This window comes from Mycolicibacterium brisbanense (assembly GCF_001570425.1).
GTDB classification, from domain to species: Bacteria; Actinomycetota; Actinomycetes; order Mycobacteriales; family Mycobacteriaceae; genus Mycobacterium; species Mycobacterium brisbanense.
Genome location: NZ_BCSX01000035.1, coordinates 1 through 23,440, shown reverse-complemented (window position 1 = coordinate 23,440; position 23,440 = coordinate 1). Strand labels below are relative to the sequence as shown.

General features: G+C 67.6%; 21 protein-coding genes. 6 read left to right on the top strand and 15 right to left on the bottom strand.

The annotated features are described in order from the left end of the window. Positions 1–122: 122 nt before the first annotated feature. The 3 genes from RMCB_RS19030 to rplM all read right to left on the bottom strand — a co-directional run bounded on the left by RMCB_RS19030 (position 123) and on the right by rplM (position 1,801). Positions 123–527, bottom strand: a complete 405-nt coding sequence (locus RMCB_RS19030) for a hypothetical protein (RefSeq protein ID WP_407662133.1) — start codon at positions 525–527, stop codon at positions 123–125. A 357-nt stretch (positions 528–884) separates the two neighbouring features. Further along, on the bottom strand, positions 885–1,361 hold the full coding sequence (gene rpsI, locus RMCB_RS19025; protein WP_036423327.1) for a 30S ribosomal protein S9: 477 nt from the start codon (positions 1,359–1,361) through the stop codon (positions 885–887). Further along, positions 1,358–1,801 carry a 50S ribosomal protein L13 gene (gene rplM, locus RMCB_RS19020; RefSeq protein ID WP_029368467.1) on the bottom strand — a complete coding sequence of 148 codons (444 nt, stop codon included), beginning with the start codon at positions 1,799–1,801 and terminating at the stop codon, positions 1,358–1,360. The genes rpsI and rplM overlap by 4 nt, the downstream gene beginning before the upstream one ends. A gap of 313 nt (positions 1,802–2,114) precedes the next feature. Between rplM and RMCB_RS35880 the strand changes: the two genes are divergently transcribed. Further along, positions 2,115–2,393 (top strand): hypothetical protein, encoded by a 279-nt coding sequence (locus RMCB_RS35880; RefSeq protein WP_131805555.1) that lies wholly within the window; start codon positions 2,115–2,117, stop codon positions 2,391–2,393. 8 nt (positions 2,394–2,401) lie between these two features. On the opposite strand, the gene RMCB_RS19015 is transcribed toward RMCB_RS35880, so the two are convergent. From RMCB_RS19015 to RMCB_RS18985, 7 genes are all read right to left on the bottom strand, one after another. Next, positions 2,402–2,812, bottom strand: a complete 411-nt coding sequence (locus RMCB_RS19015) for a hypothetical protein (RefSeq protein ID WP_062830261.1) — start codon at positions 2,810–2,812, stop codon at positions 2,402–2,404. A gap of 29 nt (positions 2,813–2,841) precedes the next feature. Next, positions 2,842–3,102 carry a hypothetical protein gene (locus RMCB_RS19010; protein WP_062830036.1) on the bottom strand — a complete coding sequence of 87 codons (261 nt, stop codon included), beginning with the start codon at positions 3,100–3,102 and terminating at the stop codon, positions 2,842–2,844. 188 nt (positions 3,103–3,290) lie between these two features. Further along, positions 3,291–4,064, bottom strand: a complete 774-nt coding sequence (eutC, locus tag RMCB_RS19005; RefSeq protein ID WP_062830035.1) for an ethanolamine ammonia-lyase subunit EutC — start codon at positions 4,062–4,064, stop codon at positions 3,291–3,293. Beyond that, on the bottom strand, positions 4,061–5,476 hold the full coding sequence (locus RMCB_RS19000; RefSeq protein ID WP_062830034.1) for an ethanolamine ammonia-lyase subunit EutB: 1,416 nt from the start codon (positions 5,474–5,476) through the stop codon (positions 4,061–4,063). The genes eutC and RMCB_RS19000 overlap by 4 nt, the downstream gene beginning before the upstream one ends. Continuing rightward, the gene (gene eat, locus RMCB_RS18995; protein WP_062830033.1) at positions 5,473–6,885 is read right to left on the bottom strand and encodes an ethanolamine permease; all 1,413 of its coding nucleotides are present in this window, start codon (positions 6,883–6,885) and stop codon (positions 5,473–5,475) included. Before eat ends, RMCB_RS19000 begins: the two co-directional genes overlap by 4 nt. Positions 6,886–7,188: 303 nt before the next feature. Beyond that, on the bottom strand, positions 7,189–8,712 hold the full coding sequence (gene adh / locus RMCB_RS18990) for an aldehyde dehydrogenase (RefSeq protein WP_029368457.1): 1,524 nt from the start codon (positions 8,710–8,712) through the stop codon (positions 7,189–7,191). A gap of 107 nt (positions 8,713–8,819) precedes the next feature. After that, a complete protein-coding gene (locus RMCB_RS18985) occupies positions 8,820–10,097 on the bottom strand; it encodes a GAF domain-containing protein (protein WP_062830260.1) in 1,278 nt (425 codons plus the stop codon). Positions 10,098–10,437: 340 nt separating this feature from the next. On the opposite strand from RMCB_RS18985, the gene RMCB_RS18980 reads away from it, so the two are divergent. Beyond that, positions 10,438–11,793: a DEAD/DEAH box helicase gene (locus RMCB_RS18980; RefSeq protein WP_062830032.1), complete on the top strand. Its 1,356-nt coding sequence runs from the start codon at positions 10,438–10,440 to the stop codon at positions 11,791–11,793. Between the two features lie 33 nt (positions 11,794–11,826). Next, on the top strand, positions 11,827–12,837 hold the full coding sequence (locus RMCB_RS18975) for a hypothetical protein (protein WP_062830031.1): 1,011 nt from the start codon (positions 11,827–11,829) through the stop codon (positions 12,835–12,837). Here RMCB_RS18975 and RMCB_RS18970 read toward each other — a convergent pair. The 4 genes from RMCB_RS18970 to eccCb form a co-directional block, all read right to left on the bottom strand. Continuing rightward, complete coding sequence (locus tag RMCB_RS18970) at positions 12,831–13,127, bottom strand: WXG100 family type VII secretion target (protein WP_062830030.1); 297 nt, start codon at positions 13,125–13,127, stop codon at positions 12,831–12,833. The two genes, RMCB_RS18975 and RMCB_RS18970, sit on opposite strands and share 7 nt — an antisense overlap. Before the next feature lie 16 nt (positions 13,128–13,143). Then, entirely contained in the window at positions 13,144–13,464 is a 321-nt protein-coding gene (locus tag RMCB_RS18965) for a WXG100 family type VII secretion target (protein ID WP_062830029.1), read from the bottom strand. Positions 13,465–13,537: 73 nt separating this feature from the next. Beyond that, complete coding sequence (locus RMCB_RS18960) at positions 13,538–14,674, bottom strand: type VII secretion-associated protein (RefSeq protein ID WP_062830028.1); 1,137 nt, start codon at positions 14,672–14,674, stop codon at positions 13,538–13,540. Then, a complete protein-coding gene (gene eccCb / locus RMCB_RS18955) occupies positions 14,671–18,369 on the bottom strand; it encodes a type VII secretion protein EccCb (protein ID WP_062830027.1) in 3,699 nt (1,232 codons plus the stop codon). Before eccCb ends, RMCB_RS18960 begins: the two co-directional genes overlap by 4 nt. Positions 18,370–18,480: 111 nt before the next feature. On the opposite strand from eccCb, the gene eccD reads away from it, so the two are divergent. Further along, positions 18,481–19,794, top strand: coding sequence for a type VII secretion integral membrane protein EccD (eccD, locus tag RMCB_RS18950; RefSeq protein WP_062830026.1), 1,314 nt, complete (start codon positions 18,481–18,483; stop codon positions 19,792–19,794). Next, positions 19,791–21,134: a type VII secretion-associated serine protease mycosin gene (gene mycP / locus RMCB_RS18945; protein ID WP_062830025.1), complete on the top strand. Its 1,344-nt coding sequence runs from the start codon at positions 19,791–19,793 to the stop codon at positions 21,132–21,134. Before eccD ends, mycP begins: the two co-directional genes overlap by 4 nt. Here mycP and eccB read toward each other — a convergent pair. Next, positions 21,090–22,496, bottom strand: coding sequence for a type VII secretion protein EccB (gene eccB / locus RMCB_RS18940; RefSeq protein ID WP_062830024.1), 1,407 nt, complete (start codon positions 22,494–22,496; stop codon positions 21,090–21,092). The two genes, mycP and eccB, sit on opposite strands and share 45 nt — an antisense overlap. Before the next feature lie 121 nt (positions 22,497–22,617). On the opposite strand from eccB, the gene RMCB_RS18935 reads away from it, so the two are divergent. Beyond that, on the top strand, positions 22,618–23,440 hold an 823-nt coding region (locus tag RMCB_RS18935; protein ID WP_407662132.1), incomplete at its 3' end, for a cytochrome b.

The window sequence follows — 23,440 nt, the reverse complement described above, 5'->3', positions numbered from 1 at the left end:
GGGCATAAAGAGCCAACTGAGGTCCCCCGCAGCCATGCCGCCGCCGAATCGCAATGGCCTCGAGACCAGCGGGTGCGCCGCCCGCACCTCAATGCGGATGCGGGCGGCGCGGGCCGAGCTGACTATTGCGCCGGGGCGTGCGTCGCGGTCGGCACGGGCAACGCGGACGACGTCGGGGTCGTCGACTTCGTGCTGGGTGCGATGGTCGGGGCGGACTGGGTGCCCTCCGCGTTGCTGGAGTCGTTCTGCCGCAGGTCGACCGCCCCCAGGCTGCTGTTGCACACGTTCTGATCGCCGCCGTTGGCGTCGACGGCCTCAACCGCGGGGGTCACCTGCCCGACATCGCGGTTGCACACGCTTCCGACGATCTGCGCGGCCGTCGCGACAGGGACGTTGTGCAGCGTGCCCGAGGTGCCGACGACCACGTCGACCTGTCCGTCGCCGCGCGGCTCGGCATTGGCCAGGCCCAAACCAACCGACGCCAACAACGCACCACCCAGGGCGGTACCAACCGTCACACGCTTCATCGTGCTCTTCATCAACCAGTCCTTTCAGTCAGGAAGCGACCCGGTCCCCCATCGAGCTGACTGACCCGTACCGGCGGGCAGATTCGGCCTGCCCAGACGCATATTCGCGCCCCGCTCGGCACCCAGGGTTTTCCATTTTCCGAGCTGATGTCAAAACGAATACATCAGAAATTAAGCGATTAGGCGGGCTATCGGATTAACTCCATTCGCACCGATATAAATGCGCAACGCCATGAACTGGCCAATGCTCAATAAGGCCCGATGGTGGGATGATTACTGAAATAGAGAGACTGGGATAAATAAGAAAAACCGCCGAGCGTGGATATTCCACGCCCGGCGGTTTGACGGCGAAACAGATCAGCGCTTGCTGTACTGAGGAGCCTTACGGGCCTTCTTGAGACCGTACTTCTTGCGCTCGATGGCACGCGGGTCACGCGTGAGGAAGCCCGCCCGCTTGAGCGCGGGCCGGTCCTCCGGCTGAACCAGGATCAGCGCCCGGGCGATGGCCAGACGGAGCGCACCGGCCTGGCCGGACGGGCCGCCACCGTCGAGGTGGGCGTAGACGTCGAAGCTCTCCAACCGGTCGACGGTGACCAGCGGGGCCTTGATCAGCTGCTGGTGCACCTTGTTCGGGAAGTAGGCCTCGAGGCTGCGGCCATCCAGGTTGAACTGGCCGGTGCCGGGCACCAGACGCACCCGCACCACGGCCTCCTTGCGGCGGCCGACGGTCTGGATGGGACGGTCGATGATGACCGGCTCGCGGTGCTCGACGACCTCTTCGACGGCCTCCGTCACAACGTCGGCCACGGCCTCGGTCTCATTCACTTCGGTCACTGGGCCACCTGCTTGATCTCGAACGGAACCGGCTGCTGCGCGGCGTGCGGATGCTCCGGACCGGCGTAGACCTTCAGCTTCTTCTGGATCTGCCGGCTGAGCTTGTTGTGCGGCAGCATGCCGACGATGGCGTTCTCGACAACGCGGGTCGGATGCTTCTGCAACAGCTCGCCGATGGCGCGCTTACGCAGACCACCGGGGTAGCCCGAGTGGCGGTAAGCGAACTTCTTGGTGAGCTTGTCGCCGCTGACGGCGATCTTGTCGGCGTTGATGACGATGACGAAATCGCCACCGTCGACGTTGGGCGTGAATGTCGGCTTATGCTTGCCGCGGAGCAGCTTGGCTGCTTCGACGGCGAGCCGGCCGAGCACCACGTCGGTGGCGTCGATGACGTACCACGACCGCGTGGTGTCACCCGCCTTCGGCGTGTATGTAGGCACAGCGCTTACCTCTCTCGTATCGGGTTGCCCCGTTGTGGTTGTCGGTCCGGCGGATGCATCTCGGTGTTCCCGGCGACCGACGTTGACCCGGGACCCGCTTGCCCGCGAGGGCAGCACACGCCAACGGAGCAGCCTACCGTGCCCTGTCGGCGCAGGTCAAAACGCCGTTTAGCGGGACGCCCGCGGTACGGGCGCATCGCGAGAAGCAAATGCCCAAGAGGCTTGAAGGCAACTCACAAGAAACACCGACCCGAATTCCCAGATTACCGGCGTGCACTCGCTTTACCTGCTCTAGAACCAGGGGGTTCAGATCATGGCTGCCGAGAAGAAGATCAGCGTAAGAGCACTCGCCGCCGTGGTAGGTGGAGGCGCTGTGTTGGCATTGGGTTGGCTGGGCGTCGCATCCGGAGGTTCGAGCACGTCGCTGGCCGTGCACTTGCCCCCACCTCCGCCCACAGTGTCCTCACCGGCCATGCAGATAGGTGCGACGACCACAACCGAGGCACCGGCCACCCAACCACTGGTCGCGAAAGCCAAGCCGGCCATCAAGGGTCCGGCCGCGCTGCCGTCGGAAGAGGCCGGTCTGCCCTGAGGCGGGTCCTAACCCGCAGGCGCCGCAGGCGTCGGCGTGGTGGAGGTCTTCGCCGCCGCAGCCGCAGCGCGGCCCTCGGGGCTGCCGAGCGAGTTGCCGGGGGCTTTGGCCGACGCCACCGCGGCGTCGCAGTTGAGCGATACCAGCGTCTGGTTGACGGCTGAGCCGCTCGAGTTCGGCGCAGGCTGCTCGGTGTGGTCCACCTGGTTGGTGACGACACAGTCCGACCACGCCAGGCGGTCACCGACGGTGGTTCGGACCACCGGTGTGTAGCCGGCGCCGCTGAGCGTGCTGCTCGCGTCGCCGTACTTCTGGCCGACGACATTCGGCGAGGAAGCCTGCGCGGGCCCGCTGAATACGAGCGAGACCGCCGGCGCGGCGACGGCAATCGCGACCACGCCGAGAATACGTGAGTTCATCTCGTCCACCTCCTCCTACGGATCGGCCGTCAACCCGCCGGGCTGGCGGCCGAGGTCGTCACCGTCGCCGTGTTCCCGATCTTCATCTGACCGATGGCGGGCTGGCTGTAGGTGGTGTTCCCAGGCGCGTCACCAGATCCGGCCAACGGGATCCCGAGCCCTGACGGACCGCTATCCGGTTGTGCGAGTGCGAATCCCGCCATCGCCGCGACGGCACCGGCACCGATCACAACGCCGAGAACTCGTACGCGGTGCGGTCGGAACGGGACCCCTCCGTGGTTTGTCTCCATAGGACAATCTCACGCCGGATTCTGTGGAACAGGCTACCCCTAGGCTGTGTGATCGCTGTATCAGCGAACTCGTACGAGCCAGGCAGGATATTCACGGACTCCGTTGCAGCACAAGGGGTTACGCGGCAACACCACAGGACTTGCCCAGCGCTGGCCCGAAATGCACACAGGCCCAACACAGCTGCGAATCAGGTGAGCTCCGTGGCGCCACCCTGTCCGAGAGTCGCGGTGCGCGACGTGTCCTTGAGGTCGACGCCAGAGCGGCCGAGCTCGCGCGCCCCGGCCACCAGACCGGCCGCCACCCGGGCCGCCTCGGCGTAACCGAGCCCGTCGGGCGGATGGATGTTGGAGATGCAGTTGCGGTCGGCGTCGGTGCGCCCGGGCTGCGGCAGATGCGTCAGATAGATGCCCAGGCTGTCGGCCACGCTGAGCCCCGGCCGCTCCCCCACGATCACCAGCAGCGTGCGCACATGCGACCGTGCTCCGACATGGTCACCGAGGGCCACCCGGGCCTGGGTGGCGATCACGGGCGGCGCCAGGGTGTAGCGATCCTTCAGCTGCTCCACGAGCGCCGCCAGCAGGGCAGCGCCATGGTGGTTGAGGGCCGTCGGCGACAGCCCGTCGGCCAGCATGAACCCGATGTCGGCCGGGGTGTCGGGCACGCTCATCGAGTCGGCGGGCATCCGGCCGAGATCCGGCCGGCGCAAGTACTCGTCGCGCGAGATGGCGCGGCTGGTCACCAGCGTCGGCTCACCGATGCCGATCCGGCGCACCTCTTCGGCGAGCTTCTCGACGTCCAGCGGCACGTGCACCGCATCGCGCGCGGCGGCATGCGCGGCGGCGAGCTCGAGCACCCGCCGGGTGGGCAGTCCGTTACCGGCCCGCCCGAGGCCGATGCGGGCCTGGGTGGTCTTGCGCAGTTCGTCCCAGAACTCCTGTACCGCAACGTGATTGGTGCTCACAATGCCTCCGCCGAAGTGAGCGACCGGAGCGCCGAGCGTTCCAGGTCGAACGGGGTGAGCCTGCCGGTTTCGTCCACCATGCCCACGGTGCGCAGCCAGGCCTCGAATTCCGGCGCGGGCCGCAGGCCGAGCGTGCGCCGCGTGGTCAGCACGTCATGGAACGACAGGCTCTGATACCCCAGCATCACGTCATCGGCACCCGGCACGGTGATCACGAACGCCACCCCCGCCGCAGCCAGCAGCGTCAGCAGGGTGTCCATGTCGTTCTGGTCGGCCTCGGCATGGTTCGTGTAGCAGACGTCCACGCCCATCGGCAGACCGAGCAGCTTGCCGCAGAAGTGGTCCTCCAGGCCGGCCCGGATGATCTGCCTGCCGTCGTACAGATACTCGGGGCCGATGAACCCGACGACGGTGTTGACCAGCAGCGGCTGCAGGTCACGGGCCACCGCGTAGGCGCGGGTCTCCAGCGTCTGCTGGTCCACCGGCTTGCCGCCGACACCCAGGTGGGCGTGCGAACTCAGCGCCGAACCCTGCCCGGTCTCCAGGTACATGACATTGTCGCCCACAGTGCCCCGATGGAGGCTGCGCGCGGCCTCGTTGCCCTCCCGCAGGAGCGCGATGTTGACCCCGAACGCGGTGTTGGCGCCCTCGGTGCCGGCGATCGACTGGAAGGCCAGGTCCACCGGCGCCCCGGCCTCGATGAGCCCGATCGTGGTGGTGATGTGCGACAGCACGCAGGACTGGGCCGGGATGTCGTAGCGGGTGCGGATCGAATCGAGCAGATGCAGCAGATCGGAAGTGGCCTGCGGCGAATCGGTGGCCGGGTTGATCCCGATCACGGCATCACCGCACCCCAGCAGCAAACCGTCGAGCACGGCCGCGGCGATGCCGCGCGGATCGTCGGTCGGATGGTTGGGCTGCAGCCGCGTCGCCAGCGTGCCAGGGCTGCCGATGGTGGTGCGGAACGCCGCGCTGACCCGCATGGCGGCCGACACCGCGATCAGATCCTGGTTTCGCATGATCTTGCTGACCGCGGCGACCATCTCCGGGGTGAGGCCGGCCGAGATCTCGGTGATGCGTTCAGCGCTGCCGTCGTGCGAAGCGGTTTCCAGCAGCCAGTCCCGGAATCCGCCGACGGTGAGGTGCGACACGGCCGAAAAGGCTTGGCGGTCATGGGTGTCCATGATCAGCCGGGTGACCTCGTCGGTGTCGTACGGAACAACTTCCTCGGTGAGGAAGGTATCCAGCGGCAGGTCCGCGAGCACCCAGGCCGCGGCCGCCCGCTCCCCGTCATGTTCGGCTGCGCATCCGGCCAATTGGTCGCCCGAACGCAGCGGGGTGGCCTTGGCCATCACCTCGACGAGCCCGTCAAAGGTGTAGTTGACTCCCGAAACCTGTTGCTGGTACTTCATTTCAGTTCGCTCTCCGCTTCTGCCAGCATCGCGAACTCCTCATCGGGCGAGTTGGCCACCAGGCGGTGGCGGCTGTACACGGCGAAGTACACCATGAATGCGGCGAACACGCCCAGACATAGGCCGGCGGCCACCGGATTGACCAGGAAGGTCGCGATGACGGCCAGCACGGCGATGACGAGCGCGAAGCTGGTGGTGATGGCACCGCCGGGAGTTCGATACGGCCGCGGCATGTTGGGTTCCCGCACCCGCAGCACGATATGGCTGACCATCATCAACACATAGCTCAATGCAGCGCCGAAGACAGCCATGTTCAGCAGCAGATCGCCCTTGCCGGTCAGCGACAACAGGAATCCGATGACGCCGGGGACGATCAGCGCCAGCGTCGGCGCCTTGCGGGAGTTGGTCACCGACAGTCTGGTGGGCAGGTAACCGGCCCGCGACAATGCGAACAGCTGCCGCGAGTAGGCGTAGATGATCGAGAAGAAGCTTGCGATGAGGCCGGCCAGCCCGATGTAGTTGACGAGCCGGGCCGCGGTGGTGTCACCGAGCGCTTCGACGAGCGGGTTGCCCGAGTCCGACATCTGCTCGGCGCCGCCGGCCCCGGTGGTCAGCACGAGCACCACCGCGCAGCTCACGAGCAGAACACCGATCGCCGCGATGATTCCGCGTGGGACGTTGCGCTCGGGGTTGGCGGTTTCCTCGGCGGCCAGCGGAACTCCCTCGACGGCAAGGAAGAACCAGATGGCGAACGGGATCGCGGCCCAGATGCCGAGGTAGCCGTGCGGCAGGAAATTGGACGACCCTGCCGCGCTGTTGTCCACGGCGATGTTGGTCAGATTCGCGACGTCGAAGTGCCCGACGGCGGCGACCGAGAAGATCAGCAGACCGACCAGGGCGATGGCCGTGATCACGAACATCACCTTCAGCGCCTCACCGACACCGGACAGGTGGATCCCGATGAACAACGCGTACGCCGCCAGGTACACCCACCAGCCGTTGGTGATGCCGAACAACCCCAGCGATTGGACGTAGGCGCCGATGAACGTGGCGATGGCTGCCGGTGCGATCGAGTATTCGATGAGAATCGCAGTGCCGGTGGCGAATCCGCCCCACGGGCCGAGGGCCCGGCGGGCGAATGTGTAGCCGCCGCCTGCCGCGGGCAGCGCCGAGGACAGCTCGGCCATCCCGAGCACGAGCGCCAGGTACATGCCGGCGATGATCACCGCGGCGATCACCAGGCCGCCGAACCCGCCCTGCCCGAGGCCGAAGTTCCAGCCCGAGTAGTCGCCGGACACGACGTAGCTGACGCCGAGGCCGGCGAGCAGCAGCCAGCCCGCGCTTCCGGATTTGAGCTGGCGCTTCTGCAGATAATCTGCGCTTTCGAGGTGTTCCTCAACAGCAGACACTTCGAACTCCTTAATATGCAAAGCTTTTCGATGAGCTGGCACGTCAGCGCCCAGCGCGACATTTCCTCCGGGGCGTCCGCCCACCGAAGTCAAAGGTCCGAAAATCGACCTTTAACTAGTATCACTTGACCCGGCTCAGATGTCCAGAGCGAGTTTGAAAGCCGGATCTCCTTGTGTTTCAAGACTTTCCGTAAACCCACGAGGGCACCGCGAATGCTCCGGTGTCACGAGTCACGGGCGGTTTCTCGCAACACCGTCGCATTCGCGGTGCAGGGTATTCAGTTGTCGGGCTGGTGTGCCTCTTTAGAAGAATCCCTGGGCCTTGTTGCTGTAGGACACCAGCAGGTTCTTGGTCTGCTGGTAGTGGTCCAGCATCATCTTGTGGTTTTCACGGCCGATACCGGACTGCTTGTAGCCACCGAACGCGGCGTGCGCGGGGTACTGGTGGTAGCAGTTGGTCCACACGCGGCCGGCCTTGATGTCGCGGCCGGCCCGGTAGGCGGTGTTGCCGTTGCGGCTCCACACGCCCGCGCCCAGTCCGTACAGTGTGTCGTTGGCGATGCTGATGGCGTCGTCGTAATCCTTGAACGACGTCACCGCGACGACGGGTCCGAAGATCTCCTCCTGGAAGATCCGCATCTTGTTGTTACCCGCGAACACCGTCGGCGCCACGTAGTAGCCGCCGTTGAGGTCGCCGCCCAGCTGCGCCCGGTCACCACCGGTGATCAGCTTGGCGCCTTCGGATTTGCCGATCTCGATGTAGGACAAGATCTTTTCCAGCTGATCGTTGGAGGCCTGCGCGCCGATCATGGTCTCGGTGTCCAGGGGATCGCCCTGGCGCACCGCCTTGGTCCGGATCGCGGCCAATTCCAGGAACTCATCGAAGATGTCGGCCTGGATCAGGCTGCGCGACGGGCACGTGCAGACCTCACCCTGATTGAGGGCGAACATCGTGAAGCCCTCGAGCGCCTTGTCCTGGTAGTCGTCGTTTGCGGCCAGCACATCGTTGAAGAAGATGTTGGGGCTCTTGCCGCCGAGTTCGAGGGTGACCGGGATGAGGTTCTGCGACGCGTACTGCATGATCAACCGGCCGGTGGTGGTCTCACCGGTGAACGCGATCTTGGCGATCCGGTTGCTCGAAGCCAGCGGCTTGCCCGCCTCGACACCGAAGCCGTTGACGATGTTCACCACACCCGCCGGCAGCAGATCACCGATCAGCGAGAACAGGTAGAGGATCGAGGCCGGGGTCTGTTCGGCGGGCTTGAGCACGACAGCGTTGCCAGCGGCCAAGGCGGGGGCCAGCTTCCACGTCGCCATCAGCAGCGGGAAGTTCCACGGGATGATCTGCCCGACCACACCCAGCGGCTCGTGGAAGTGGTAGGCGACGGTGTCCTCGTCGATCTGGCTCAGCGAGCCTTCCTGCGCGCGCAGCACACCGGCGAAGTAACGGAAGTGGTCCACCGCCAACGGAATATCGGCGTTGAGCGTCTCGCGGATCGGCTTGCCGTTGTCCCACGACTCCGCCAGCGCGATCGACTCCAGATTCTCCTCGATGCGGTCAGCGATCTTGTTCAGGATCACCGCACGCTCGGCGGGCGAGGTCTTGCCCCACGCCGGTGCCGCGGCATGCGCGGCGTCGAGCGCCTTCTCGACATCAGCCTCGGTGGACCGCGGAATCTCGCAGAACACCTGCCCGGTGACCGGCGACGGGTTCTCGAAATACCGCCCCTCGACGGGGGCCACCCATTCGCCACCGATGTAGTTGCCGTAACGCGACTCGAAGGTCATCAACGAGCCTTCGGCACCCGGACGGGCGTACACAGTCATGACTTCTCCCTGCCTTCAGACGACGAAATGTGTCGGTGGTCACTGAAGATAGGGACGGGAGGGTTGCACCACAGTTGCACGACGTTGCAACGTCGCCGCCTGCACCTTCAGCTCAGGTCGAAATCGATGCCGACAAGATGGCCGTGCGCCTTGGCCCGGGTGCCTGCACCGGCGTCGCTGTGGTCGTGCAGCTTGCGCCAACCCTCGCGGTCGTCGCGGCCTTCGGGCAGCTCAAGCCAGCGCCGCAGCGTATCGAGGTTGGATTCCGCCAGTACGGCGCCACGCAGACCGGCACTCAGCTCGGTCCGCACCCTCGCCACGGCCGGAGACACCGACTGCGGCAGCAGCTCCCCGGAATACGCCCGCAATGCCGCGTCCACGTCGTCGGCACCCAGCGCATCGAACACCTCCCCCATATCGCTCGCGATGGGTTTGACCAGCCGGTAGGGCCGCGACGCGAGATAGGCCTCACCGATGACCCGGCGCAATCGGGACATCTCGGCCCGGATGGTCACCACGTCGAGGTCCTTCTCATCGAGCAGCACGGCGAGGTGGTCGGCGCTGAGACCTTCCGGATGACGCAGGAGCAACACCAGAATGTCGGCGTGCCTGCCGGTCAGCATGGTGGACCGCACCACGCCGTCGTCGTCGGTGTACTGCCACTGCGGGCGGTCGGCTCCCAGCACGGTGAGACGAGCCTCGGCGGGCGGCGGTTGGCTCGCGGGCCGGGTCAGCCGCAGCAGCGCCAGATGGTTCTCCACCGCCACCGCGGTGGCCCGGACGAGCGCCAGGGTCTGCGGCGTCACGATCGCCGAGCCACCCGTGAGGTCAATACTGCCGAGCAGCGCTCCGCTGGCCGGATCGTGGACCGGCACCGCCGTGCAGTTCCACGGCTGCACGACCCGGGAAAAGTGTTCGGAACCGCGGATCTGCACCTCGGCGTCGAGGGCCAGTGCTGTGCCCGGCGCGTTGGTGCCTGCACTGCGCTCGCTCCAGTCGGCCCCCGGGACGAAGTTCATCGCCTCGACCTTGCGGCACGCGGCGAGGTCACCTTCCACCCAGAGCAGGGTGCCGTCGGGGCCCGTGATCGCGACGACGACACCCGAGTCGGCGGCATCATCGACCAGCAGCCGGCGGATCACCGGAAGGGCACTCGACAACGGGTTGGCGTCCCGCAGTGCGCCCAGCCGGGCGGCGGCCGCGGCAGCCTGTGCGCCGCGGTCAGGGTCCACGCCGATGGCCAGGCTGCGCTGCCAGCTCTCGGCCACGACACGCCGAACGGGAGTCGAGTCGAGGTAGGCAGCGTCGACCTCTCCGGCGACGAAAAGCTCGCGGACCGCGCGCACCTGCGCCGACGGCACCCGGCCGCCGGAGGTCCTCGACATGCCCACCTCGATCACACTCCTCGCAGCAGGCCATTTCCGCAGGCCACCGCGTGTTCGCAAGGATAGTTGACCGGGGCTCGCCGGAAGAAATATCGGTGCAGTCGGATCGCCGCTCCCGGCTGCCACACGGCCGCCCAGTCGCGCAGGTCACACCGCGTCGAGGCGAAATCGGCCGTTTCGTACCGGTAGACTCATCGGCGATCGGCACATCTGTTCTGCCAGTGCCGCCTCCTCGATCGTCACACCGAGCGCCGCGGGATGTCACCCGCGCCGGGCAGGACGACCGCCCTCGACTTTTCGGAGTTTCATTTTGTCTGCGCCAAACCACAGTGGCAGCACTGTGCCCACGTTCGCCGAGCTCGGCCTTCCCGCCGAGATCGTCACCACCCTCGCTGCCAACGGCGTCACCGCGCCGTTCCCGATCCAGGCCGCCACCCTGCCCGACTCTCTGACGGGTCGCGACGTGCTCGGCCGCGGCCGCACCGGCTCCGGCAAGACGTACGCGTTCCTGCTGCCCTTGGTCGCCCGCCTGGCCCGCAGCGACAGCCGCCGGATGGCGCGCAGGCCGCGCGCCCTGATTCTCGCGCCGACCCGCGAACTCGTCACCCAGATCGAGGCCTCGCTGGCCCCGCTGGCCGCCGCGACCGGCCTGAAGTCGCTCAACGTGTTCGGCGGCGTCGGTGCCGGCCCGCAGATTTCGGCTCTGCAACAGGGTGTCGACGTCGTGATCGCGTGCCCGGGCCGGCTCGAGGACCACGTGCGGTCAGGTCATGCCGATCTGTCGGCCGTCGAGATCACCGTGCTCGACGAAGCCGACCACATGGCCGACCTCGGCTTCCTGCCCGGCGTCAAGCGTCTGCTGGACAAGACGCCGAAAGACGGTCAGCGGCTGCTCTTCTCGGCCACCCTCGATGCCGGCGTCGACGTGCTGGTCAAGCGCTACCTGCACGATCCGGTAGTGCACAGCGTCGATTCGGCGCAGTCACCCGTCGCCGCGATGGTCCACCACGTGCTGCACGTGGACAACGCGGCCCGTGTCAACGTCGTCGCCGATCTGGCCGCTGCGCCGGGCCGCACCATCGTGTTCGCGCGCACCAAGCACGGAGCGAAAAATTTGACCCGCCAGCTCAATTCGCGAGGCATCTCGGCGGTCGAGCTGCACGGCAACCTGTCTCAGAACGCGCGAACCCGTAATCTCACCGCGTTCTCCGACGGCTCCGCCACGGTGCTGGTGGCCACCGACATCGCCGCCCGCGGAATTCATGTCGACGATGTGAACCTGGTCGTGCACGCGGACCCGCCGGTCGAGCACAAGGCCTATCTCCACCGCTCCGGCCGTACCGCCCGCGCCGGCAATGAGGGAACCGTGGTGACCCTCATGCACGACGCGCAGGTGTCCGACGTGCGGAACCTGACCCGCAAGGCCGGCGTCAAGCCGACGATCACCCGCGTCAACGGCACCGATCATCCGGTGTTGCAGCAGATTGCTCCCGGCGAGCGGGTTTTCGGTGAACCGAAGCGTCCCGAGGCGAAACCGGCCCGGCCCCAGCCCGCGCAGCCGCGGCGAAGCAAGCCCCGCAACGCGGGGCACCCTGTCGGGGCCTCCGGTTCCCGCGCCGGAAGCCCTGCGGCGCGCAATGGCCGGCGGCGCCGGCCGAGTCGTCCCAACGACGCCGCGGGTAACGCCAAACACTAAAACGGGCCGCGCGGCCGCTTAGACTCTGCAGCGATGCTGTTCGACGTCGTGATGGCCTGCGCGCCACTGGTCGCGGTCGCCCCCGCGGTGATCGCCGTGGCAACCTGTCACACCGACTTCGCCTCGAAGGGGCAACTGCAGCGCGGGCTGTACCGCTCGCTGCTGCTCGCCGAGAAACTGCCGGCGACCACGCCCGGCAGCAGGCAGATCGCGGCCGACATCGACAAAGCCACCCTGGCGGTGGCCTACCGAGCGCAGTATCCGCAGCGCAGCACGGAGACCACTCGGCTCGCACTGGTCGGTCTGGGATTGCTGACCGCGCTGGTCGTCTACTACGCATTGCTGTGGGTCGATGCCTGGTGGGTCTATCAGGTGCTGTTCGGCATCCCGGTGCTCCTGACGGCGGCTTGGCTGTACCGGGCTGTCGGCAACTTCGTCCGCAATGACGGCCTGACCCGCACGGTGTTCGGATACTTTGGCGCCCCAACCCAATTGATCAGGCCCAGCAGTGAACTGATCGCCAGGACCCCGCCCTTGACGATGGCCGCGGTGTTCGAGCGGGCGGCCGAGATCCGAGACCGCGATCACGGCGTGGCGCTCAGCTCCGTGGATGCCGTGAACGCCGCCATGGCGTCCTTCCACACCCCGGTCGATTGGCGCGCTCTGGTGGACCGCACCCGCAGGCAGCTGCACACCACCGATTATCGCGGGCATGCCGAAACGGCCAGGACTCAGGCAGAAAATGTTGCTGCTCAATCCTTTTCACTGATCAGCAGCGGATATGACCGTGCGCTGCAGACCCTGACCGGGCCGGTGTTCGCGCTGCGGTTGTCGTGGCTCGACGCCCGCGAGCACGATCGGATCGCCAAAGCTGAGCGGGCAGGCGACGTGTATCGGGCGGCGTGGCTTGCGACGCACTACCGCGACGAACGCAGTCGCGTGGCAGGCCAACTGTCCTGGCTGCGCGCCCAGCGAAATGTGCGGCCCCGCTGGCCTCTCCATTCCGAGCGGGACCGCACAAGCTTCGCCGGTGGGGATCAATAGCCCCACGCGTTGGCGGCGCTGCGGTCGGTGGCGGCCACATCGTCGGCGCCGTCGCGAACTGCATTGCCCAGGTTGAACAAGATCTCGTTGAGGGACGTCGCGGCCTGGTTCCAGCGCGTCTGTTCCAGCTGATACGCCTCGGCAGCTTCGCGAGTCCAGACGCTCTGCAGCGGGGCGAGCTGTGTGCGCAGGTCCTCTAGGGCCGCGTTCAGCCGGGCCGAGGTGGTGTGAATCTCCTGGCGCACCGTGTATTCGATCTCACCGAAGTTGTAGGACAGTACCTGGCTCATGGGTCGCTCCGATCACTCACAGGGTGTCCGCGACGGCACCGAGCTGCTGCGAATGTCCCTCGGCAGCTTCGCGGAGCGTGCGTTCGTTGTAGCGGATGGTTTCCGCGATGCGCTGAAGCGCGGTGTGCAGCTTGAGCGATTCACTGTTCCAGCGGTCGACCACATCACGGAACCGCAGCGCCGCCGCCCCACCCCAAACCGACGGTGGCACAATGCTCATCCGGCCGATGAACGTCTGCAGCATGGCGCGGATGTCATCGTTGACGACATCGATCCGGCCGGCCGCAGTGGTCATCACGTCGAAGTCGGTACCAAGGGATCCCGAGGTTGAAGCCATCTCGCACCTTCCGGTTTGTCTTGCGGGGTATATCAATTCGACGCAGGCGGTGCCGATTCGGTTCCACCCGATTTCACAACACTGCATGCGCCGAGCGGATCGCCGCCTCGCACGGCGCCGCTCTCCGCTCTGCCGGGCCCTGGCAACCGACCGCGATGCGGACCGTCTTGTCGGCGAACACCGCCCAGCCGATCTCCCGCCCGCCGCGGACCTCGCGGTAGCTCACTACTGGACGATCGGCGATGCGGTCAGCCGGGTTGAAGTCGGTGAACACCCCCGCGGGTTGTTGGTCCAGAGCGCGACGCAACGTGTCGGCCACTGCCTGCAGGTCGGCCGTGTCGATCGGCGACTGGGTCAGATAGATGACGGTATCCGGATCGGCCACCGAAACCACCTCCACCCGGGCTGATCCCGGGCCGGATGTCACCCGGCGCACATGCCAATCCGCGGGGACCTGCATCCCAACCCGGCCCTCCACCAAAGCCTTCTGCTCGGCAACGGCGCCTGGCCGGGCGGCCAGGCCCGCGCACGCGATCGCCGCGGCTACTGCGATCCCGATCAGGTGACGGGCGCCCCGGCGGCGCCTGGTCACCGTGAACGCGGGGACCTCCTCGCGCGGAACGGCTGCGCGTGCGCCGGTACTCAGCATCCGGGGGCCGGCCATGGATACCGTTGCCCCGTGGGCACGTACGGCGTCACCGACCGCGCGAGCCAGGGCAGCTGCACCGCTGACCTCACACGGCGCGTCGACGATGACCTGGGTGGCCCCTCGGGTCGCATGGACCACGTCGCCTGCCAATGCGCACGGTTCACCGCGACGGACCAAGCGCACCGATTCAGCGTCCTCGCACGACACCATCATCAGCTCGTCGGCGATCTCCACCACCGCCCACGACGGGTGGTCCAGCGTCGCGGCGAGGGCCTGAGCCCGGTGCAGCACAACAGCGTCGAGTTCGACAGTGGCAGTGCGGATCCGGTCGGTCTGGTCGGTGGTCCACCACGTCGGGCATACGACGATCGGTGCCTCGAGGTTCCGGCCCGCGGCCGCGCGGATGACCTGAGCCCACAGGTCCTCGACCCGTACCGGTTCGTCGTCGACGAGCGCCACGGCGTCGTCGATGCACTCCACCGCGATCCGCGCAGGCTCGTCGGCAACCGTGCCGGGGCCGCGCACCAGTACTGGGCCTGCCTCGATGACCGCGGTCGTCACAGCATGTCCTGCTCGGGGACGACGGCCACCTGGATCACCTGATCGCCGCCGGTGCGGGTGACGAGCGTGCCACGCCCGGGCGGCAGCTGCTGGGGTCGCACGCCGAACAGCACGCCGTCCTCAGCACCCGCGCTCATCACGAGGCCCATACAGCCGAGGTCTCGCATCCGTGCCAGCATCGGGTCGAACATGGCCCGTGCCGCTCCCCCGGACCTGCGGGCCACGACGACGTGCAGCCCCACATCCCTGGCGTGCGGCAGGCATTCGAGCAAGGGGCTCAGCGGGTTGCCATTGTCGCCGACGACCAGATCGTAATCGTCGATCACAATGTAGAGCTCCGGCCCGGACCACCAGGAGCGGGTACGCAACTGCTGCTGGGTGACGTCGGGTCCGGGCATCCTCGCTCGCAGAAGCTCCAGCGCAACCGGCAGGTGGGTCGCCACCGCTTGCGGTGAGATGGCGTAACCGGCCAGATGGTCGGACTCGACCACCCCGAGCAGAGTGCGTCGGAAGTCGATGAGGAGCACACGCACATCGCGCGAACTGTTGGACGCGACCAGTTCGGCGCACAGGGTGCGCAACGCCGTGGTCTTGCCGCACCCGCTGTCACCGAGCACGAGCAGATTGCTCTGGTCGGTGAAATCCAGTAGCACCGGCCGTAATTCGTGCTCACCGAGTCCGATGAGCGCCTGACCGGCCGGCCGCGCTTTGATGACCGGCTGCAGATCGCGATGGTCGATCACCGTCGGGAGCAGCCGAATCGGCGGAGCGCACATGTCGGGATATTGCGCACGCAGCGTCTGGCCCACGCGTGCGGCAGCCTCGACCAGATCCGTGGTACTCGGCACGCCGTCGAGCCGGGGTACTCCGATCAGCAACTCACGGCCGTCCGGGGTCAGTCCCCGTCCGGGGCGTCGGTCGGTGAGGGTGCGGGCACGTTTGCGGTCAATCTCCGATTCGGCGGGGTCACCGAGCCGCAGTTCGATCCGGGTGCCGAGCTGGTCCTTGACCGAGGGGCGGAATTCCGCCCAGCGCGATGCCGTCAGTACGACGTGCACGCCATACGAAAGGCCTTGTGCGGCAAGACTGGTGATTGCCATCTCGACCTCGTCGAGGTTCTGTCGCAATACCGACCAACCGTCGACGACGAGGAATACGTCGCCGAATTCGTCGTCGGCAACCGTCGGGTCGGAGGCGCGACGCTGACGGTACGCGGCCATCGAGTCGACCCCCAGCTCGCCGAACCGCGCCTCCCTGCCCCGCACCAGGTCCTCCAACTGCGCCACCGTGCGCCGCACCAGTTCCAGGTCGTGGCGGCCGGCCACCGCACCGACATGGGGCAGCGCGCGCAAGGAAGCCAAACCGCCACCGCCGAAGTCGAGGCAATAGATCTGGACGTCTCGGGGATGGTGGGTCGCCGCGAGGGCCATCACGAGGGTTCTGGCGGTGATCGACTTGCCGGACTGTGGACCGCCGACGATCGCGACATTGCCCGCGGGGCCTTTGAGAGTGACGGTGAGCCGGTCCCGCCGCTGCTCGAAAGGGCTGTCGACCAACCCGATCGACGCCGTCAACGGTGTGCGGGACGACAGCAACACGTCGCTGAGCGCCACAACGTCCGGTAGTGGTGGAAGCCAGACCTGATGCGCGGGCCGACCGTGCCCGGCGATACGCGCGAGCACCGCGTCGATCAGGGTCGGTCCGGTCTCGCGGCGCGCCACCGTACCGGCCGACGCCCATGCCGCCGTGAACCGGTGGACGGCGGTGGGCCGGACCGGCACCGGTGCGGGCGTCGGCGTCGGCGTCGAGACGTATGCGGTTTGAAACCGCACGAGGTCACCGGCGGGTGTTTTCAGGTAGGCCGCGCCCGGTGTACTCGGCAGTTGGTGAGCATCGGCGATGCCCAGCACAGCGCGGGATTCGCTTGCCGAGAAGGTCTTCAGACACACCCGGTAGGACAGATGGGTTTCCAGCCCGCGCAACCTGCCCTCGTCGAGACGCTGACTGGCCAGGAGCAGGTGCATGCCCAACGACCGCCCCAGCCGGCCGATGGCGACGAAGAGTTCGGCGAAATCCGGGTGCTGGTGGAGCAGCTCGGAGAATTCGTCGACGATGATCAGCAGGGCGGGCAGCGGCAGGTCGGGCCGGTGCCGCTGGTATTCGGTGATGTTCGCGAGATTGCCCGCCGCGCGCAGGAGTTCCTGGCGACGGGTGATCTCCCCGGCCAACGCATCACCCATGCGTGCGACCAGCGCCGCCTCGTCGGCCAGATTGGTGATCAACGCGCTCACATGTGGCGCCGACTGGAGTCCGAGAAATGTTGCGCCGCCCTTGAAGTCGACAAGGATCAGATTGAGTACCTCGGGCGGATGAGTCGCGACCAAGCCAAGGGCGAGGGTCCGCAGGAACTCCGATTTGCCGGACCCGGTCGCCCCGACACACAGCCCGTGCGGGCCCATACCGTTCTGGGCGGCCTCCTTGAGGTCGAGGTGCACCGGTGTGCCGTCCTCGCTGACGCCGATCGGAACCCGTAGCACCGAACCAGGCTGCCGCCAGGTGACCGTGGGATCCAGCGCAGTGGGGTCGCCTATCCCGAGCAGGCCCGGCCAGTCCGTCGGTGCCCGTGCCGACCCGGCCGGCTGATGCGCCGATTGCCGTCGCGCACACGTCAGCGCCTCGTCGATCGTCATGCTGTCCCAATGGATGTCGCCGGAATCGACATCGATCCGCAGCTCGGCGGCCTCCTCACCGATGACCACCACGGTGACGCCGGCAACCGGTGGCGGCAGTTGCACCTCCGGATGATCGACGATGATCACCAGGTGCGGGACCACCGCGCCGCGGCATGCCTGCGCGAGCGTGCGGTAACGCAGATGGTTCTCGACATCATGCGGATGCCGGTGGTGCGGAATCCATTTCAGCCACTCCCACCGCGCCGCCGAGGCGTCGTCCAGCACCGCGGCCACCCGCACGTCGTGGGGTTTGTGCGCTACCGCCAACCCACAGACCAATGCGCGGACCAACGCCCGGGCGCGTAAGGGGTCGCCGCAGATCGACACGCTCCCGGTGGTGCGCAGTGCCACCGTGACCGGCGCCTCGGGCACCACGGCGCGCCGACGCAGCAGACGCTGCAATGCGGCCGCTGTGACGGGATCCTGCTCGACACCCGGAGCGGACTCGGACACCACCAGCCTGGTCGCCGGCACGACTTCACCGACACCGATGCGGACCACACAGAAATCGGGTTCGTCAGGACCGCGCCGCCACATCGCGTCCGTACCCACGACCGTCCACAGCACATCCGGGTCCGGATGCCGCGTGTACAACGAATCCCGCTGTGCGCCTGCGGTCCCCGCCGCCGCCACGTCGATGCCGTCGAGATAGTTCAGGTAATTCCGCCGATCGCGATCGAGTTCCGCGGCCCGTCCCGTGCCACGCACGCTGTAAGCCAGCGTGCCGAGCGCCGACATCACCATCATCACGGGGAACAGCGTGAACATCGGCCCGCGCGAAGCTGCGGCACCCGAGCCGAAGTAGACGACCATCATGCCGACCACGGCGAGCACGAGTACCAGCGGCAGCAGGCGGGCCAGCACATTGGTCGGCGCACTTGCCGGCACCGGTGGCGGCGCGTCGATGACGAGCTCGCCGGACGTCGCCGGCGAGCTCGGCCGGTGTTGCGCGGTGAGCTCCATCGACGTTAAGACGCACGCCAGAGCCGATCCGTTCCACCCGAAATTGCCGCACTCCGCTGTCCCGGTGCTCGGCTACGGTGAGATCACTGGCGTCAACCGGGGGGTGATGGCGTGCCGAATGCATTGTGCCGAGTCGCGATTCACTGTGAGCTGCCCGGCGCCGGCGAGGTGGCGACGGTCGACTTGAGTCTGCCTTCGTCGATGACCGTCGGGCAATTGCTGCCCGCCATCGCCGATGCCGTCGGCGCAGGCACCGGGCCGCGACGCTGGATCTTGTCCCGCGTCGGCGGGCCGTCACTGGACGAGTCGATGTCCTTGAGCCAGCATGACATTCGGGACGGCGATCTATTGTTGTTGTCTGCCGCCGCGGTGCCTGAGCCACGGCCTCACGACCCGTCGCTGATCGGCGCACTGGCCCAGGCGATCCCGGACAACCCGCACCCCGCGTTGCGCCCGGTCGGTTGTCTGGGTGCCGTGTTGATCGGCGCCCTGACACTGGTGGCGGCAGACGGTGTGGGGCGCGTCGCCACCGCGGCGGCCCTGACCGTTGCCGTGACCGGCGCCGCGATGGCCGCACGCCGGGCGCAGTGTGGCCCGCACTCGGCCACCGTGCTGGACGTGTGTGCGGTGTTGCTGGCCGCGGTGCTCGGATTTCTGGTCGTGCCGGGCGGGCCGGCAGCGGCGAATGTCTTTCTGGCCGCGGTCGCATCGGCTTCGGTCGGCGCGGTTCTGCTCCGGGTATCTGACGGCAGCACAGTCATGTTGATCGCCGTGGTGGCGGCGACGGCGACTGTCGGGGTGGTCAGCGGGGTGGCGGTGATATGGCCGATGTCCGCAGCGGCGCTCGGGGCTGTGGTGGCGAGCGCGGCGATGGGCGGCCTCACGGCCTCTCCGCGATTGTCGATCGCGCTGGCCGGTCTCACCCCTGCGCTCCCCGGCGACGACGATGAATCTGACGGCGACATCGCCGGCCGCGTGCTGCGCGGGAGCCGGACGCTGACGGGCCTGGTCACCGGATTCTCCGTCGCAGCGGCGCTGGGCACGATGATTGTCGCTGTCGACGCCGGGCACCCGCCGGCAGCCGCGGCGTTCATCGGCGCGATCGGTGTAGCACTGATGCTGCGGGCCCGCTCGCATGCATCGGGCCTCTGCCGGATCGCGCTCGCCACAGCTGGATTCGCCGCTACCACAGCGATATTCGTTCTCATCGTGGCGTGGGCACCCAGATCCGCGCACTGGGCGGCAGGCATTGCCGTCAGCGCAGGACTCGCGGCGCTCACGCCGGGGGTGGCCACCCTGGCCACCGGCCACCGGGCCACCCGCATCCTCGACGCCGTGGAATACCTGGCACTGGCGTCGGTGGCACCGCTGGCATGCTGGCTCGCCGGTCTCTTCGACCTGGCCCGAGGTCTGAACCTGCCATGAGCAGGGTCGCCCGACTGACCGCGGCGGCTGCCGTCCTTGCGCTCGCAGCGGCACCGACTGCCACCGCTCTGGGGCCACGGCCGATTCCGGCGGTGGAGCCACCGTCGGTCGACAGTGCGTTGCTGCCGCAGGCGTCGGCGCCCGGTCCCCCGGGGCCGACACGGCAACGCGGGCAATGCTTCACACCGACAGCACACGCCGCCGACGGCGCCCACAATCCGATCGAGCTCGAGGCGGTGTGGCGGCTCACCAGGGGTCGTGGTCAGACCGTCGCGGTGATCGATACCGGGGTGGTCCGGCACCGCCTGCTGCCCCATCTCGTCGGCGGGGGCGACTACGTGGCCCGGGGCGACGGGACGACTGATTGTGACGGACACGGAACCATCGTCGCCGGGGTGATCGGCGGAGCGCCCGACGGCCTCGGCTTCAGCGGGATCGCTCCGGACGCAACGATTCTCAGCATTCGTCAGTCGAGCACCAAGTTCGCCGTCGAGGGCCAGGCGGCGGGCATCGGTGACGTCGACACCCTGGCTCGGGCCGTGCGCACCGCAGCCGACCTGGGTGCCACCGTCATCAATATTTCGTCGGTGGCCTGCGTGGCCGCCACCGACCGCCTCGACGATCGGGCTCTGGGTGCCGCGCTCGCGTACGCGGTCGATGTGAAGAACGTCGTCGTGGTGACCGCGGCAGGCAATGTCGGCGGAGCCGGCCAGTGTCCGGATCAGAATCCGCCATTGGGGCCGACCGGTGGACCGGACTGGGACGGGGTGCGTGCGGTCGCGAGCCCGGCTTGGTATGACGATCTGGTCTTGACCGTCGGATCGGTCGGCCGCGACGGCGCCGCGTCGGATTTCACATTGGCCGGGCCCTGGGTCGACGTCGCAGCACCGGGTGAGGCGGTGGTCTCGCTGCATCCCGACGCAGACGGGCTGATCGACCTTCTCGCAGCAGGGAAACCGATCTCGGGCACCAGTTATGCAGCGCCGGTCGTCGCGGGAATCGCGGCCCTGGTGCGGGCGCGGTTTCCGCAACTCAGTGCGCGCGAGGTCATGCACCGCATCGAGGCGACGGCACACCGTCCGCCGGCGGGGTGGGACCCCTATGTCGGCAGCGGAGTAGTCGATGCCTTGGCAGCCGTCAGCGGTGGAGCACCCACATCCGCAGCACCGGTGGTTCCACCTGTGCTGGCGACACCGTCGGCCGCTGTCGAGGATGGACTGCCACGCCGGGTCGCATTCGGCGGCGCGGCCGCGTGCATTGTCGTCGCCCTGGTGGTCATCCTGTCCGCCAAGAGATTACGGGGCCGTACCGGCGACATTCAGCCCGTCGCGGACGACTGATGCGGCGTCGCGGCCCAGTTCGGGGCCGCGGGGCAGAACGGCCAACATCGGCCACGGGGCGGCCACCGCGGGCCCGGGCAGACCGAGATGCTCGGCAGCCCGTTCGTCGTGCACACCGAACAGCACCCCACGGTCGTTGAGGTAGAAGAGCGATCCGGCGGTCCCGCCGGTTCCGACGACGGGGGTCGACCGCACCAGCGCACCGCGGCCGGCTGGGATGACGACCCGGTCGATGTTCGGCCCTTCGTCATCCGACTGCGCGAGCGTCACCCCGTCGGACATGGGCAACGAACTGCCCACGAACACCGTCGTATTCGTTTCCGAACCCTGCCTGCGGTGATTCCAGCCGGCGCACACAGTGTCGCCGGTGTGCTGCTCGACCCGATCGGGAAACCTGCCCACCGGTAACGTCTCGACGAACGGCACGGTCGCGATCACGTCGGCTGCGATCACCGGGGGTTGTCCGCCGGGCTGGGCGACCGTGAACCGGATCAGGTCGGCAACGACGGGGTCGACACGCTGCACCCCGTCGGACAGCACGGCGTAGAACTCGTGGCCTGCCGCGCGTTCCACCCGCACCACCGTGCCGATGCCGAGACCATCCAGCGCGGGCGGGCCGGGTGCGCCCGCATCGGTGATCTGCGGAGCCGCGATCGCGGGCGCCTCGGGAACACTGTCCAGCAGGGAGCGCGAAACTGTCAGCGGTTCAACACCTTCCAGATGCAGTGCGCGCACCACCGCGATATCCCGCAGATCGACCGCCGCACGCCAGCCGTCGAAGATCAGGTACGTGGCAGCGGGCCCCTCACCTCGCGGGGCCACCAGTAACGCCCGCCCGCTCGGCAGGCCGCCGGTATCCGCGGGCACGCGCCCCACGATCAGCACCGTCGCCGGCGGATCGGCCACATCGCACAGCGTCCAACCCGACTCGTCGATGCCCAACGGACGATCGATCTGGGTGGGTGCACCCGGAATACCCACCAGCGGACCGCGTTTCGCGGCGGCGAGCGCGTGGGCACTCACCGGTCTCGGGTTGGCCGGGGTTGCGGCCAGCAACCGGGCTGACGCCAAATTCAGCACCGGGTGCATGGTGTCGGATATCCGCACATACAGGGCCCCGGTTTCGCGGGCCATGACTATCGGCGTCTCATCGAGATCGCCACCGGGACGCAGCATTGCCGTCGCCGCGCACACCGCGAACGCCACGACCGTGAGCACAGCGCCGGTGGTCAGCGAAATCGCCTGTGCACGTAGCGGATCGTCGATCATCCGGGCGTCGCCGCGCACCAGTGCGTGTTGCGTGCGCCGGATCAGGAAGCGGTGCCCGTTGAGTTGCAGCCGGGTCGCCGGTCGTCGTGCCATATGTCCCCCGGCGATCACTCTAACCCCGTCGCGCGGGGCCGCCAGGCAGGAAAAGTGGTACCCGAAATCTGCCTCAAAATGGAGCCCAGTCATGAGCCACCAGCGGGCTAGCGTGGCTGTCATGTCCGCCAGTGCCGACGCGATCGATTCTCGGTACCATCCGTCCGCTTCGGTACGTCGTCAGCTGAACAAGGTGTTCCCCACCCACTGGTCCTTCCTGCTGGGTGAGATCGCGCTGTACAGCTTCATCGTGCTGCTGATCACCGGCGTGTGGCTGACCCTGTTCTTCGACCCGTCGATGGCCGAGGTCACCTACAACGGGGTGTATCAACCGCTTCGGGGCGTACAGATGTCACGCGCCTACGAGACGGCGCTGGACATCAGCTTCGAGATCCGCGGTGGCCTGTTCGTCCGCCAGATCCACCACTGGGCCGCCCTGATGTTCGCCGCATCGATCATGGTGCACATGGCCCGGGTGTTCTTGACCGGCGCGTTCCGACGCCCGCGCGAGGCCAGTTGGGTAACGGGAGCAATCCTGTTGATCCTGGCCATGTTCGAGGGCTACTTCGGTTACTCGCTGCCCGACGACCTGCTCTCCGGCATCGGCCTGCGCGCCGCACTGTCGTCGATCACCTTGGGATTACCCGTGATCGGCACCTGGTTGCACTGGGCGCTGTTCGGCGGCGACTTCCCCGGCACCGTGCTGATCCCGCGCCTCTACGCCCTGCACATCCTGCTGATCCCTGCCGTCATATTGGCGCTCGTGGCCACTCACCTCACCCTGCTCTGGTTCGGCAAGCACACGCAGTTCCCCGGACCGGGACACACGGAAAAGAATGTTGTCGGCGTGCGCGTGATGCCGGTGTTCGCGGTCAAATCCGGGGCGTTCTTCGCGATGATCACCGGCGTGCTGGGCCTGATGGGCGGCCTGCTCACCATCAACC

Bases quoted from the DNA above. Each gene is read 5' to 3' on its own strand.
- RMCB_RS18970 (WP_062830030.1), bottom strand. From the start codon at position 13,127: ATGAGCCAGGTACTGTCCTACAACTTCGGTGAGATCGAATACACGGTG.
- RMCB_RS19030 (WP_407662133.1), bottom strand. From the start codon at position 527: ATGAAGCGTGTGACGGTTGGTACCGCCCTGGGTGGTGCGTTGTTGGCG.
- eccCb (WP_062830027.1), bottom strand. From the start codon at position 18,369: ATGGAGCTCACCGCGCAACACCGGCCGAGCTCGCCGGCGACGTCCGGC.
- RMCB_RS35880 (WP_131805555.1), top strand. From the start codon at position 2,115: ATGGCTGCCGAGAAGAAGATCAGCGTAAGAGCACTCGCCGCCGTGGTA.
- RMCB_RS18965 (WP_062830029.1), bottom strand. From the start codon at position 13,464: ATGGCTTCAACCTCGGGATCCCTTGGTACCGACTTCGACGTGATGACC.
- eccB (WP_062830024.1), bottom strand. From the start codon at position 22,496: ATGGCACGACGACCGGCGACCCGGCTGCAACTCAACGGGCACCGCTTC.
- RMCB_RS18975 (WP_062830031.1), top strand. From the start codon at position 11,827: ATGCTGTTCGACGTCGTGATGGCCTGCGCGCCACTGGTCGCGGTCGCC.
- RMCB_RS19015 (WP_062830261.1), bottom strand. From the start codon at position 2,812: ATGAACTCACGTATTCTCGGCGTGGTCGCGATTGCCGTCGCCGCGCCG.
- adh (WP_029368457.1), bottom strand. From the start codon at position 8,712: ATGACTGTGTACGCCCGTCCGGGTGCCGAAGGCTCGTTGATGACCTTC.
- mycP (WP_062830025.1), top strand. From the start codon at position 19,791: ATGAGCAGGGTCGCCCGACTGACCGCGGCGGCTGCCGTCCTTGCGCTC.
- RMCB_RS18985 (WP_062830260.1), bottom strand. From the start codon at position 10,097: ATGTCGAGGACCTCCGGCGGCCGGGTGCCGTCGGCGCAGGTGCGCGCG.
- RMCB_RS19010 (WP_062830036.1), bottom strand. From the start codon at position 3,102: ATGGAGACAAACCACGGAGGGGTCCCGTTCCGACCGCACCGCGTACGA.
- RMCB_RS19000 (WP_062830034.1), bottom strand. From the start codon at position 5,476: ATGAAGTACCAGCAACAGGTTTCGGGAGTCAACTACACCTTTGACGGG.